Annotated in this window: 15 protein-coding genes and 1 tRNA gene; 3 read left to right on the top strand and 13 right to left on the bottom strand. The window is 41.4% G+C overall.

Annotation, left to right across the window (positions count from 1 at the left end; translation table 11 throughout):
• The first annotated feature begins 140 nt into the window (after positions 1 to 140).
• Positions 141 to 479 carry a 30S ribosome-binding factor RbfA gene (gene rbfA, locus F3059_RS11260; RefSeq protein WP_151169288.1) on the top strand — a complete coding sequence of 113 codons (339 nt, stop codon included), beginning with the start codon at positions 141 to 143 and terminating at the stop codon, positions 477 to 479.
• Between the two features lie 9 nt (positions 480 to 488).
• Positions 489 to 1,721, top strand: coding sequence for an ABC transporter permease (locus F3059_RS11255; RefSeq protein WP_151169286.1), 1,233 nt, complete (start codon positions 489 to 491; stop codon positions 1,719 to 1,721).
• On the opposite strand, the gene dusB is transcribed toward F3059_RS11255, so the two are convergent.
• On the bottom strand, positions 1,691 to 2,692 hold the full coding sequence (dusB, locus tag F3059_RS11250) for a tRNA dihydrouridine synthase DusB (RefSeq protein ID WP_151169284.1): 1,002 nt from the start codon (positions 2,690 to 2,692) through the stop codon (positions 1,691 to 1,693). The genes F3059_RS11255 and dusB overlap by 31 nt on opposite strands.
• A gap of 32 nt (positions 2,693 to 2,724) precedes the next feature.
• Here dusB and F3059_RS11245 point away from each other — a divergent pair, with 32 nt between their 5' ends.
• Positions 2,725 to 3,609 carry a CPBP family intramembrane glutamic endopeptidase gene (locus F3059_RS11245; protein ID WP_151169282.1) on the top strand — a complete coding sequence of 295 codons (885 nt, stop codon included), beginning with the start codon at positions 2,725 to 2,727 and terminating at the stop codon, positions 3,607 to 3,609.
• A 30-nt stretch (positions 3,610 to 3,639) separates the two neighbouring features.
• Here F3059_RS11245 and F3059_RS11240 read toward each other — a convergent pair whose 3' ends face one another.
• The 12 genes from F3059_RS11240 to F3059_RS11185 form a co-directional block, all read right to left on the bottom strand.
• Positions 3,640 to 4,113, bottom strand: coding sequence for an ExbD/TolR family protein (locus tag F3059_RS11240; protein WP_151169280.1), 474 nt, complete (start codon positions 4,111 to 4,113; stop codon positions 3,640 to 3,642).
• A gap of 1 nt (position 4,114) precedes the next feature.
• Positions 4,115 to 4,702: an ExbD/TolR family protein gene (locus F3059_RS11235; protein ID WP_151169278.1), complete on the bottom strand. Its 588-nt coding sequence runs from the start codon at positions 4,700 to 4,702 to the stop codon at positions 4,115 to 4,117.
• Positions 4,703 to 4,714: 12 nt separating this feature from the next.
• Complete coding sequence (locus F3059_RS11230; protein ID WP_151169276.1) at positions 4,715 to 5,131, bottom strand: hypothetical protein; 417 nt, start codon at positions 5,129 to 5,131, stop codon at positions 4,715 to 4,717.
• 4 nt (positions 5,132 to 5,135) lie between these two features.
• Positions 5,136 to 6,026 (bottom strand): MotA/TolQ/ExbB proton channel family protein, encoded by an 891-nt coding sequence (locus F3059_RS11225; RefSeq protein ID WP_151169274.1) that lies wholly within the window; start codon positions 6,024 to 6,026, stop codon positions 5,136 to 5,138.
• An 82-nt stretch (positions 6,027 to 6,108) separates the two neighbouring features.
• A tRNA-Ser gene (locus F3059_RS11220) sits at positions 6,109 to 6,195 on the bottom strand.
• Positions 6,196 to 6,315: 120 nt separating this feature from the next.
• The gene (locus tag F3059_RS11215; protein WP_151169272.1) at positions 6,316 to 8,313 is read right to left on the bottom strand and encodes a tetratricopeptide repeat protein; all 1,998 of its coding nucleotides are present in this window, start codon (positions 8,311 to 8,313) and stop codon (positions 6,316 to 6,318) included.
• Positions 8,310 to 9,365 carry an asparaginase gene (locus F3059_RS11210; protein ID WP_317132367.1) on the bottom strand — a complete coding sequence of 352 codons (1,056 nt, stop codon included), beginning with the start codon at positions 9,363 to 9,365 and terminating at the stop codon, positions 8,310 to 8,312. Before F3059_RS11210 ends, F3059_RS11215 begins: the two co-directional genes overlap by 4 nt.
• Entirely contained in the window at positions 9,349 to 10,125 is a 777-nt protein-coding gene (locus F3059_RS11205; RefSeq protein ID WP_151169270.1) for a TatD family hydrolase, read from the bottom strand. Before F3059_RS11205 ends, F3059_RS11210 begins: the two co-directional genes overlap by 17 nt.
• A gap of 262 nt (positions 10,126 to 10,387) precedes the next feature.
• On the bottom strand, positions 10,388 to 11,077 hold the full coding sequence (gene purQ / locus F3059_RS11200) for a phosphoribosylformylglycinamidine synthase subunit PurQ (RefSeq protein ID WP_151169268.1): 690 nt from the start codon (positions 11,075 to 11,077) through the stop codon (positions 10,388 to 10,390).
• 82 nt (positions 11,078 to 11,159) lie between these two features.
• Positions 11,160 to 11,459 (bottom strand): T9SS type A sorting domain-containing protein, encoded by a 300-nt coding sequence (locus F3059_RS11195; RefSeq protein WP_151169267.1) that lies wholly within the window; start codon positions 11,457 to 11,459, stop codon positions 11,160 to 11,162.
• Positions 11,434 to 12,168, bottom strand: coding sequence for a hypothetical protein (locus tag F3059_RS11190; protein WP_151169265.1), 735 nt, complete (start codon positions 12,166 to 12,168; stop codon positions 11,434 to 11,436). The genes F3059_RS11195 and F3059_RS11190 overlap by 26 nt, the downstream gene beginning before the upstream one ends.
• Before the next feature lie 45 nt (positions 12,169 to 12,213).
• Positions 12,214 to 12,765, bottom strand: coding sequence for a hypothetical protein (locus tag F3059_RS11185; protein ID WP_151169263.1), 552 nt, complete (start codon positions 12,763 to 12,765; stop codon positions 12,214 to 12,216).
• Positions 12,766 to 12,792 lie beyond the last annotated feature (27 nt).

The raw sequence follows: 12,792 nt of genomic DNA, 5'->3' as shown, positions 1-12,792 counted from the left end.
AGCGGGCTAATTGAGCAAAAGAAACGCAGTATTAATGGCTTCTTTGAATATTTGAATCTATAAATAATAATCGAACTCAGGTTTATAGACCATCAAAAGGCTCAACTAATTATCTTTGGCCCAATTGAAAATTCATTTTCATGGCATCGATTAGACAAGAAAAAGTAGCTAGCCTCATAAAACGAGACGTTGGCGAAATTATGCAACAGAACGGCACGCAATACTTGCCCGGCAAAATGATTACGGTTACCATCGTAAGAATGAGTCCGGACTTGAGTTTTGCTAAAATATATGTGAGTATTTTCCCAACTGATGACCCAAAACAGGATCTCGAAAAGTTGAAATCTAACGGATCTGAGATAAGAGGATTGTTGGGTAAAAGGGTTAAGAACCAACTCCGCATAGTTCCGGAACTTGGTTTTTACCTCGATGACTCTCTCGATTACGCTGAACGTATTGACGATTTGCTAAACGACTAATCAACATATTTGAAACTTCCTCTCCACATAGCGCGCAGGTATCTTTTCGGGAAGAAAAAGCACAATGTCATCAATCTCATTTCCGGCATTTCCATGCTGGGTGTGGGAATAGGTGCAATGGCTTTAGTCATTGTGCTATCAGCTTTTAATGGTCTCGAAGATTTAGTTGAATCGCTCTACAGCACTTTTGATCCCGATATAAAGATCACCGCCAAAAAAGGCAAAACCTTTCATCAGGATTCGATCAATTACGGTCAGATCCTCAACATCAATGGTGTTCAAAATGGCTCACGCGTTTTGGAGGAAACCGCTCTCCTCAAAAATGCCGACTTCCAGGCTTTTGCAAAGCTAAAAGGAGTTGACACGAGTTTTGTGAGCATGTCAAATTTGAACGATGCTATCGTTTACGGATCTGACCTACTGTACTCAAAAAAAGGTACGCCAAACATGGTTATGGGCTATATTCTCATGCAAAACCTACACGTTCAGGTTGAAGGTTTTCCAAGGCCATTAAACGTTTATGCAGCCAATAGAAAAGCAAAATCTGTGGGAATTGGGAATACCAATGCTTTTAAGATCAAGCAAATTTCGCCCACTGGTGTTTTTTCGATCAATGCCGATTTTGACAGTGAGTACGCTCTTGCTCCGCTCCCATTTGCTCAAAACCTGCTCAACTATGAAAACAGGGTTTCAGCTATTGAATTACGAGCAGATGAAGGAGAAAATCTGAATCAACTTAAGAGTGAAATTGAGCAATTAGTGGGATCTGACTATGAAGTTGAAACACGCTTTCAACTCAATGATATTTTGTACAAAACCAACAACACAGAAAAGTGGGTCACATTTATGATTCTCTCTTTCATTTTGGTTATCGCGACTTTCAATATAATTGGTTCACTCACAATGCTCATCATCGATAAGGAAGACGATATCCTTATTTTAAAAAGTATGGGTGCTGATACCTCGTTGATGCAAAAAATCTTTTTCACTGAAGGTTTTCTCATTTCTGTGATTGGCGGAGGAGCAGGAATTCTACTGGGGCTTATTGTTTCGTTCCTCCAAATGCAATTTGGATTATTGAAAGTTCAGGGAATGCTCGTTGATGCTTACCCAATTAAAATTGAACTACTCGATGTTTTAGCGATAATGGGAATTGTTGGCATTATTGGAGCTATATCTGCATACATTCCAACACGTATTTTGATCAATCGTTACGCAAAAGCAGGTTCGTCTGAAGAGTAACTCTCGAGAATTTGGTCGAAAGTTTGTTGCAATTCATCGAGATCATCAGAGGTTACCAGTTTCGTGCGGAATGGCTTAAAGTGAGAATAACCTTTGAAATAATTGCCGTAATGCCTGCGCATTTCAACTATTCCAGTGTGAGTTCCTTTCCATTTCACGCTCATATCAAGATGCTCACGAGCCACTTTTACGCGCTCTTCAATCGTTGGTGGTGGCAATATTTCACCGGTAGCAATATAGTGTTTGATTTCTCTAAAAATCCAGGGGTAACCAATGCTCGCCCTACCGATCATGATTCCGTCAACACCGTACCGGTTTTTGTATTCAACAGCTTTTTGAGGTGAGTCGATATCGCCATTTCCAAAAACCGGAATATTCATCCTTGGATTATTTTTTACATCAGCGATTAACGACCAATCAGCTTCACCTTTGTACATCTGCCTGCGGGTTCTACCGTGGATAGAAATTGCCTTGATTCCTACATCCTGTAGCCGCTCAGCAACTTCTACAATGTATTTGGAGTTTTCATCCCATCCCAACCTGGTTTTTACTGTAACCGGTAGATTGACTTCATCAACTATCTTTTTGGTCAGATCCACCATTTTGGGGATGTCCTTCAAAATACCTGCTCCAGCTCCCTTACAAGCTACTTTTTTTACCGGGCATCCGTAATTGATATCAAGAATATCTGGGTTTGTCTTTTCAACAACACGCGCAGCCTGGCGCATCGAATCGATTTCACTACCAAATATCTGTATTCCTACCGGGCGTTCATATTCGTAAATATCGAGCTTTTGCACACTTTTAGCTGCATCGCGAATCAACCCTTCTGAGCTGATGAACTCCGTGTACAACAAGTCTGCTCCCTGTTCATTGCACAGGGCTCTGAATGGAGGATCACTTACATCTTCCATTGGAGCTAGTAATAGAGGGAAGTCCCCCACATCAATATTTGCTATTTTTACGCCCATAATTCGATTGCAAAATTACAAAACAGAATATCATGTCAGAAGTCCGCGGGTCACTAACGCGAAATTTATTCCTGGGTTTCGCATTATTAATCGGTTTGATTATCATTTCAAGCCTGGTGGGAGTGGCAATAACGATCATCTTTTATGGAATGGACGGCCTGGCAGGTATGACAAACCCTGATGATCCAAAAGGACTTGCCGGGATGAAAATCATTCAAATGGCTTACGGACTTGGCGGTTTTGGCTTTGCCGGACTCTTAGCCATGAAATTTGCACATTTACAACCTCTTGAAACATTGAAAAAAACAGGGCCTCTACCCTCATTGCTAATAGCGGGATTTGTGGCTCTTACCGCCCTTCCGCTTGTGAGCTTCACCGGGTATTTGAACAGTCAGCTCGTGTTACCCGATTTCCTCAGCGGATTACAGGATTGGATTGAAGCGCGAGAAGAAGTTAGCCAGGGTTTGATTCTTCAATTTCTCCAACAGTCAGAACCGATTGACCTGGTCATTAACCTCGTCATGATTGCGATCATTCCGGCAATTGGAGAAGAACTTTTTTTCAGAGGTTTTCTACAACGCGTTTTTCAGTCGAGATACAGTGCTCACGTTTCCATTTGGCTTGCTGCCACTATATTTAGCGCTATTCACCTCCAGTTCCTGGGTTTTGTACCCAGAATGTTACTCGGAGCTTTATTCGGATATTTAGTTTTTTGGAGTGGTTCTGTTTGGCCGGCTATTGTAGCTCATGCTATCAATAACGGAACAGCAGTTGTTATCTCTTACATGTACGGACCAGAAATGGTTGAAGGAGACTTTGAGCCCGAGATCAGTTTTTTCTTTTTGGGAGGTGTTACGCTCTCACTGGCTCTGACCGTTGGGTTACTTTCTATATACAAAAAAAGGGAAGCCAAATGACTTCCCTTTATATAAACTAAAAACCCAAACTTAAAATTTATCAGCATCCATTTTTTCGCGAGTAGAATAACTGATTTTAAGGGCCTGAACTTTTCTAAGCTCTTGCTTTACATCGGTTACAATACCCATTTCAGTTTCTTTATCAACTTTTAAAGAAGTGGTGAGTAGAGGAACTTCAGCTTCGTCAACCTCTGCTCTTCTCGTTTCAATGTATGGTCCAACTTCTTTAACTGAAGCAAAAGCATCGTTTAATTGAATACGAGATGCTGTTCCATAAGTCTCAGCATTTAGGGGCTCTCCAATGTACACATAGTTGACAAGTGCTTTATTTTCGAGCTTTTCAATTTCAGTTGCTTCAGGTTGATCAATGGAAACCTTCAATTCTACTTCACGCATCACAGTGGATACCATGAAGAAGAAGAGTAGCATAAATACAATATCAGGTAGGGAAGAAGTTGAAATTGCGGGATCCTTGTCCCCACCGTCTTTTTTAAACTTTGACATATTAATTTCCTCCCGTGTTTTTAGGTTCCGCTTCAGATATACGCTGCGGGTAAACGTCTTTAATTGCGCTTACTTTTTTCTTTTGTCCTGTATCAACAAGGTACTGGAATGATTGGCCAAACTTTTCACGAGCTAACTCATCACGTAGCTCGTCATATGCTCTGGCCAGTTCATTTTGAACCTGAATGTACAAGTCATAGGATGTACCGCGGTCGTTTTGAAGAGAAATAACCTGTTTAGAAACTTCTGTTTTACCGAAGTAAGGAATTTCTTCAACTTTAAAAGCCGGCAGGTCCTCTTTTCTTTGCGGGTTCGCAATAAATTCCTTTGCAGACTCTTTTAGCTGGGAAATTTCCATGACTTCACCCTCCACCAAAAGTTGATCATTTGCGTTTGCCAGTACGACAAATACGTTACGATCCTTAATTGGTGGCGGCTCCACCGTTTCAGGCGGGAGTGGCGGTGGCAATTTACGCAACAACCCGTAATCAGAGTCCATCGTGGTAGTAACCAGGAAGAAAACCAACAACAGGAAGGCGATGTCTGCCATCGACCCTGCATTTATTTCAGGTGTGTCTCTTTTTGCCATATTCGTATTAATTTATCGTATTAAACGATACACTCCTGAGAAGATTATTGACCCAATTGCTCCTACTGCGAGCAAGTAAAAGGTATAAAGTAATGTTCCTGAGAAGTGCGACCACCCTTCAGTGGTTTCATCATATTGAGCGTAGTCTGATCCGGTAGATAATGAGTAAGCAATGATTACTACAAGTAGCAAACCACCTACTCCAATCAAAATACCTTTAGCATTTTGAGGTTTTTGGATAACACCAACCAACGCACCTAGCAGAGCTACTAAACTGGTCAAGCCAAAGTAAATATAGCCTACATAGAGCAATGGATCAGCGTTGCCATAGCTTGAGGGATCATCCTCGCTCACTCCAATCGCCATAACGAATACAATTACCGAAATGACGATGAGTGCTATCATTAATATTCTTGGTATGCGATCCATATTCTTACTTGTTTTTAGCGTTGTACTTCACGATAAGATCAACTAAAGCGATTGATGCGTCTTCCATGTCATTTGTAATAGCATCAATTTTCGCAATGATGTAGTTGTAAAATACCTGAAGGATCATCGCTACGAGAAGACCAGATACTGTTGTAATCAAGGCAACTCCAATACCACCTGCTACAATACCCGGAGAAATGTTGTTAGCTTCAGCAATTGCATCAAATGCCTGAATCATACCGATTACTGTACCGAAGAAACCGAGCATTGGTGCAAGTGCAATAAAGAGTGAAATCCAGGATACACCTTTTTCCATTTGGCCAACCTGAACACTTCCGTAAGAAACAACTGATTTTTCTACCATATCAACTCCTTCGTCAAAACGATCGAGACCCTGGTAGAAGATGCTGGCTACTGGTCCGCGAGTGTTGCGGCAAACTTCTTTAGCTGCATCAACGCCACTGTTGTTAAGAGCGCTTTCAGTTTCTTCAAGAAGCTTTTTAGTGTTTGTTGTAGCCAATGAAAGGTAAAGGATTCTTTCGATAGCAATCGCTAAACCTAAAATCAAACAAATCACAACGAAAGACATAAAGCCAGGTCCACCTTCGATAAACTTGTCTTTAACCACCTGGTGGAATGAAGGTTCTTCAGCAGACTTTTTCTCTTTGTCTCCTGCTGCAGCTTCTTCACTTTCATTTGTTGATGCAGTAGCTTCAGATTCATCAGCCATAGCTGTTGTATCAGAAGATGCCGTATCATTATCTGATGCCATCGTTGAGTCACCGGAGTTCATTGTCGCTTCAGTTTGCGCTGAATCTCCGCCTTCTTGCGCGTATGCAGTTGCTCCAAATGTTAGGAATCCTGCAAGCGCCATTAAAGCAAATAACTTTTTCATGATTGTTGCTGTTTGGTTTTTAGTTATTTTCTATTTCTGGTTTAAATTAATTACGTTTTTTCAAGCTCAATATTACACTGAGCGGAGAGAGAGGGATTCGAACCCTCGGTACCCGTGAAGGTACACTCGCTTTCCAGGCGAGCCCGATCGACCACTCTGGCACCTCTCCTTTACATTTAAATACATAGGTTTCTACGCCTAAAAAGCGCCACTAAACTACAAATTTTTTAAAACAACAAAGTGTATCGGGTTTCGATTCTGAAAATCTTTTAACCTACTACGGTTACATCTATTGTGCGGTTGGGGACTTTAATTGTTTTGCTCTGTTGAGTAAAGCCTGTCCTTTTTCGCGATTACCAAGCTGCATGTAAGTCACACCGGTGTTTTTGACTATCGATGCATCATTAGGAGCGAGCTGCATTGCTTTTTCAAAATAACCAATTGCTTCTCCCGGATTTCCACTCATAGCATAGACAATTCCCATTTTTTGTAATAATTGTGGATCATTTGGGGCAACACTCAACGCTCTTTCCAGCATGTTTTTAGCCGCAGAAATATTCCCCAGGTTTCTCGCATAAACCTCAGCTCCCTGCTGAAGTGCATCAGTATTTGATGGATCAACCGAAAGGGCAATATCATAAACCTCAACAGCTTTTTGGTATTGCTCATCTTGTTTGAGTCGGGATGCGCAGGCGATGATGTTTTTTACGAACTGGTACTTCCCGGGCTTCCTATCAGCACATTGTTTGTAGAGCTTTGCTGATTGGGTATAATTACCGGCATGAAAATACACCTGAGCCATTAAATCGAGCGGTGGAAAATAGCCGGGATAAATATTCAATGAGGTTTGAAGGTGTTGAAAAGCCTCATTGATCATCTCGTTTTTCTTCTGCTGATTTTTTTCTTCTCTAATCCTTTTCAGCAAAGCATCGCCAGCAGCCATGTGCGCTTTGGCACTACCGTCACTCACTTCTACATCGGTCAGAGCCAGGGTTTGGTCATTCCGCCAGGCCGGGTTCCGACCGAAAGTCAAAATGGCAAAGCCTGCAATCGCCACTACTAACAACCCTTTTGCTGCGATCGCCACGGATTGTTTTTCCTCAATTAGCTTTTTCCCAAACCAAACGACTGCTATTGCGAAACCGAGACTAGGCATGAACATAAAACGTTCGTTCATGAATACGCCAATGGGGAATAACAGATTACTTACCAGTATGAATGTAGCCACAAAAAATATGGCTCCAAATGCACTTTTCTTTCTTTTTACAATTCCCCACAAACTCCAAATCGCTAAAGTTGCGGTCAGAGCCAAACCGAGCAGCGCTGCTGGATGCGACATTTCAGCATATCGCTGTTCCGCATCGATGAATGGTAAATGATAAGGGTAGTAATCATGCGTGAGCGGATTGGGCCAAAACAACAATTTCACATAAGCTGCTACTGTCAAAAAGATTGTGGCCCATTTTTGTGACCCGCTGGCATTGACGAACGGATTGTTCATCAACTCTGTAGGTTCTGAAGGTGATGGATTGACAACGCTACTGCGAATAAGAATGTAAAGCAACGCTAGAGCGAGCGGTTGCCACGAAACCTGTATGATTTCTTTTACAGTTGAGTTTCTGAAAAACCACAAACTAACAGGAACAACGCCAACCATTGGAGCTGCCGTTTCTTTTGACAATAAACTCAAAAACATAAGTCCGGCACCGATCCAAATTTCTTTGCTCTTTTTTGTATCAAACCCTTTGATGAGTTTGAATGCTGCGAAAACGGCAAAGAGCATACTGAGTATTTCATCGCGTCCTTTAATATTCGCTACAACCTCAGTGTGTAAAGGGTGAACTAAAAACAAGACAGTTGCCCAAAAGGAAACGGTTTTGAGCGGATCGGTTTCTTCTTCCTTAAAAAGTGCTCTCAGCCACATGAAAATCAAGAGGCCTAACAATCCGTAAAGCAATGCATTTACGGTGTGGCTCACTCCCGGGTTCTGACCAAAAAGTGCCCATTCAATGCTGTGAGTTGTCAATGTCAAAGGCCTATACCTGCCACCAGACACTCGTGATTTGTCGTTGAGCTCTTCAACCGGAATACCGTATTCTGATGCCCAAAAGCCATCCATTGCATCGTGCTGGAAATGTTTTGAAATACCTTCAAATCCCTGGCGGGTAATTTGATTGTTCGTGATGACCATCTTGTCATCGAGAGCGTATTCATAGCTCGTTGTTTGAGCGTACATGATAAAGCCCAAAACGACCAGAACAATATGTATAAGCTTCTTTTGACTCATAGGTAATAGGCTCCTGACATCATTTCACCGCGCAACGGGTTACTGAGATAATAGATTATTTCTTCGTCATCTAAGTTGTGTCCAAGGAGGTACATCATTTTCGTAATAGCGGCTTCTAAAGTAATGTCTTTCCCGCTTACTACTCCTAAATCTTTGAGTGCTTTTCCCGTTTCATAACGCGTTTGATCAACACTTCCTGTTTGACACTGTGAAACATTGTAAAGCAATTTACCCTGATCAACGGCTTCTTTTAACAAATCGATGAACCACGGGAATGTGGGCGCATTACCGGCTCCGTAAGTGTGGAGAATTACTCCGCGCACAGCTTCGTTGAGCAAAATGCAGCGAACGACTTCTTCATTGAGACCCGGAAAAATATGTAAAACCGTTACATCAGAGTTGAAGACATTATTGACAACCAAATCTTCAACGTTGTAACCGGCAATATTCTCTTTGTAATATTTGATAGAAACTCCCGCCTCAGCTAAAATCGGGTAGTTGGGTGAGTTGAAAGCCTGGAAGTTTTCAGCGCTGTATTTGTGAGATCGGTTTCCACGGTACAATTTATACTCGAAGTAAATACAAACCTCCGGTACCATTGGCCTATCTTCTTCATCACGAGCTCCGGCAATTTCTACAGCGGTAAGGAAATTCTCTTTGCCATCAGTCCTGATCACACCAATTGGCAATTGCGAACCGGTTAAAATCACGGGCTTATCCAGGTTTTCGAGAATAAAACTCAATGCTGATGCCGTGTAAGACATGGTATCACTACCGTGCAGAACGACAAACCCATCGTAATCTGCATAATTTTCTTCGATAATCCGTGCCAGTCCGAGCCAAATGACCGGGTTCATATTCGAGCTATCTACCGGATTGTCGAGTGCGATGGTGTTTATGACATAATCGAGCTTGTTGAGCTCGGGAATTTGACGAGTGAGGTGCGTGAAATCAAATGGACGCAGAACTCTACTTCCCGTTTCCTCCACCATCCCGATTGTTCCACCGGTGTAAATAACTAATATGTGCGGCTTTTTATTCGTCAATTCCAAAAACTTCTTTTGCGTTTTGCGTTGTTATGCGTGCCACTTCCTCGATGCTGACATCGTGAATCTCAGCCATTTTTTGAGCGATCAGTGGTATATATGATGGCTCGTTACGCTTTCCGCGATTTGGATGAGGAGCCAGATAAGGTGCATCGGTTTCCAAAACTATATTTTCCAAAGGAATATCGGTCAGAGCCTTATCTAACTTCGCGTTTTTGAACGTAACAACTCCGCCAATTCCCAACTTGAATCCTCCGTAGTTGAGGATTTTTTTCGCCTGCTCGTTTGTTCCTGTAAAACAGTGGAAAATCCCGTAAAGCTTATCGTCATTGATTTGATCGACTAACTCAAAGAGTTCGTCAAAGGCATTTCGCACATGAATAACGATAGGCAGTCCTTTTTCTTTAGCCCATGAAGCCTGTTCGAGAAATGCTTTTTCCTGTTCGGGTTTGAATTTCTTTTCCCAGTACAGATCCATCCCAATTTCACCAACGGCTATGTAGTCACCCGTGTCGAGCTCTGACCGAAGCTGATCTAATTGTTCCTGCCAGTCTTCTTTTACTGAACAGGGATGCAAACCGGCCATTGGATAATAAGTTTTTGGATCTGACTCGTAGAGTGCTCTTACATCTTTGATGGTTTTGGCATCGATGTTAGGGAGAAAAAACTTTTTGACATTTTCCTCTTTTGCCTTCGAAATTATTTCAGAGAAATCCTCTTTGAAGTCCTCCAAATAAATGTGTGTATGCGTATCAATGAATTGCATGAAGCCAAAATTAGCAATCCGCATGAAGTAATAATCAAATAATCTTTGAAATACAGTGTATCTTTTTGGTAATTGAAATACTCATCAAGCTCGCTTCACTGAATTTTTATTGTTTTTTGGCTTGATCCAAAAAACTGAAAGATCAAGGCTGACGGCAACCTTGCTCGAATTTCTAGCAGTCGATCGTCCCGCAGCAAGTGCGTGGATGTAAGAGTCACTAAGCAGCTGAATGGTCAGCTACTAAGTTTTTCTAACACTATTTTTACTGAACCTGCTCTAAAATGGAGTCGAACATGAGTTTGCCTTCTGTATTTCCGAGTGCTTCATCAGCAGCTCGCTCAGGGTGAGGCATCATGCCAAATACGTTACGTTTTTCATTGGTTACACCGGCAATGTTATCTACCGATCCATTTGGATTGGCATCTGGCGTGATGTGACCATCTTTATCGCAGTACTGATAAAGGATCTGATCGTTATCTTTCAGTTTTTGAAGTCCTTCATTGTCGATGAAGTAACGACCTTCAGCATGCGCGATTGGAATTTTATAAGCTTTGTGTAAATCGGCATTAGCCGTAACAAGCGATTTACTTGTAGATGCTTTGAGGTAAACATTTTTGCAGATGAAGCGCTGGTTTTCATTGTGAAGCAAAGCTCCCGGCAAAATGCCTGTTTCGCATAAGATCTGGAAGCCGTTGCAAATACCGAGTACATATCCGCCATTATTCGCAAACTCGATCACCTTTTCCATGATGGGAGAAAACTGGGCAATGGCTCCTGATCTGAGGTAGTCACCATAAGAGAACCCACCGGGTAATACGACAAAATCAACACCTTGCAAATCGGTATCCTTGTGCCAAAGTTCAACAACCTCCTGCTCCATGATGTTGCGCAGTGTGTAAACCATGTCCTGATCACAGTTAGATCCCGGGAAAGTGACTACTCCAAACTTCATTTTTTCCAGTTTTTAAAGAATGGTGCAAAGGTAGATGTTTTTTTAGAGCTTCAACACTGAACTTGTATTTATGAAAATGACTCTACTGTCTTACAATTTTTTTGTTCAGAACACCATTTTCCGTTTTCAAGTTGAGAAGGTATGTCCCCCGTGAAATATCAGTTAGATTGATTGAATTGTAGCCGCTTTTGATTTTTCCTGTTATGATGATTCTTCCTGAAAGCGATACAATTTCCCAACTTGTAAAATTGGTTTCATTATTCAATTCAAACTTCAGAAAGTCACTTGAAGGATTTGGAAAAATCGACACTTTGTTTTCAGATAAGCCAATCTTTTCATTGATGAACAAAGGAACATCAAGCCAAACAAGCCAATTGACCATAGGCCGGCTCTGACTTCATCCCTGAAGCCCCTGAAGTTGATCGACCAGCAATGAAAAGCTGATTATTATCAAGCAGTATAGCTTCTGTATTAAAATCATTTCCACTTCCTCCTGTTCTAAAGGTCCAGTCAATATTGCCTAGAGTATCGAGGTTGAAAACTACATAATCCATATCCCCGTATTCTGGGTTATTACCAATATTGCCGGTACCAGGTAAAGCATTAGAAGAACCTATAACGTAAATATCATTATCCCCTGAAGCTATAATCTCACTGTTAAAGTCTTCTCCACTTTGGTCACCACCAAGAGATATTTGCCAGTCAATTTCAAAATTTTCATCTAATTGGAGCAACCAGTAATCGCCACTTCCAACCACAGAAACAGTTTTGTTTCCTGAGAATGTAGAAGAAGAATAACCTATCAGGTAGGTTTTATTACCATTTCTAGTCATACGTATTTCAGTCTCAAACCCACTTCCTCCAAAAGAAAAATCCTCAACCTTATTCGCATTAGAGTCGAGTTTGAGCAACCAAAAATCTGACCCTCCGTATCTTTGAGCTGTTTTACCTAAACCTTGAGGAGAGTTAGATGTACAAGCCAGTAAGTAATTCCCCAATGAATCCTGAGATAAAGATTTTGGCACATCATCTCCGGTGCCGCCTAAGGTTTTATTCCATTCAAACGTTCCATCTTCAGTATTCACTTTCACCAGCCAAATATCAATTCCTCCAATAGTCGGCTCCGTTTTGTCACCTCAAAGTGATGAGAAGGAGTGACCACAAAGTAGCAATTGGTTGTCGTTTGTAATTAAGCCTTTAAATAAATACTCTAGAGTATCAGCTCCAATAGACACGTCCCACAACTTGTTTCCCTGTAAGTCAGTTTTTACTATCCAATAATCGCCATCGCCTTTGTTTATTGATGTTTTATTACCAGAAACTGCTGATTCGCTATCTCCTAATAAAAAAAGATGATTGTCATGAATTACAATATCTTTTGCTCGATCAAATTCACCACCTCCAAAAGTGCGATCCCACAAAAAGTTGCCGTTTTCATCTAACTTATAGAGCCAATAATCTGCTCCGCCATAAGCAGTATCAGTCTTTAACCCATTATCTTGCGCTGTATTTGTACCGGAAGTAGTGAGGCAGTACATTGATCCGTCACTTGCCTCAACACAATGCACATCAAATTCAATTGATTTTGACCCCACGGTGAGATCTCGAGCTTGTTGAATTGACTGGGAATTAGCAACATTGAATATAAATAAGAATACTATGAATGATGTTAATCTGGTTAAGTACATGGTGAACAATTGAAATGGTAAAACTCA

It is taken from the genome of Salibacter halophilus, from assembly GCF_008806325.1.
In the GTDB taxonomy this organism is placed as follows: Bacteria; Bacteroidota; Bacteroidia; order Flavobacteriales_G; family Salibacteraceae; genus Salibacter; species Salibacter halophilus.
The sequence above is the reverse complement of the archived record's forward strand: the minus strand, read 5'-3'. Positions and strand labels throughout refer to the sequence as shown.

Coding starts and splice junctions, on each gene's coding strand:
- rbfA (WP_151169288.1), top strand. CDS start 141: ATGGCATCGATTAGACAAGAAAAAGTAGCTAGCCTCATAAAACGAGAC.
- dusB (WP_151169284.1), bottom strand. CDS start 2,692: ATGGGCGTAAAAATAGCAAATATTGATGTGGGGGACTTCCCTCTATTA.
- F3059_RS11245 (WP_151169282.1), top strand. CDS start 2,725: ATGTCAGAAGTCCGCGGGTCACTAACGCGAAATTTATTCCTGGGTTTC.
- F3059_RS11240 (WP_151169280.1), bottom strand. CDS start 4,113: ATGTCAAAGTTTAAAAAAGACGGTGGGGACAAGGATCCCGCAATTTCA.
- F3059_RS11235 (WP_151169278.1), bottom strand. CDS start 4,702: ATGGCAAAAAGAGACACACCTGAAATAAATGCAGGGTCGATGGCAGAC.
- F3059_RS11230 (WP_151169276.1), bottom strand. CDS start 5,131: ATGGATCGCATACCAAGAATATTAATGATAGCACTCATCGTCATTTCG.
- F3059_RS11225 (WP_151169274.1), bottom strand. CDS start 6,026: ATGAAAAAGTTATTTGCTTTAATGGCGCTTGCAGGATTCCTAACATTT.
- F3059_RS11215 (WP_151169272.1), bottom strand. CDS start 8,313: ATGAGTCAAAAGAAGCTTATACATATTGTTCTGGTCGTTTTGGGCTTT.
- F3059_RS11205 (WP_151169270.1), bottom strand. CDS start 10,125: ATGCAATTCATTGATACGCATACACACATTTATTTGGAGGACTTCAAA.
- purQ (WP_151169268.1), bottom strand. CDS start 11,077: ATGAAGTTTGGAGTAGTCACTTTCCCGGGATCTAACTGTGATCAGGAC.
- F3059_RS11195 (WP_151169267.1), bottom strand. CDS start 11,459: ATGGTCAATTGGCTTGTTTGGCTTGATGTTCCTTTGTTCATCAATGAA.
- F3059_RS11185 (WP_151169263.1), bottom strand. CDS start 12,765: ATGTACTTAACCAGATTAACATCATTCATAGTATTCTTATTTATATTC.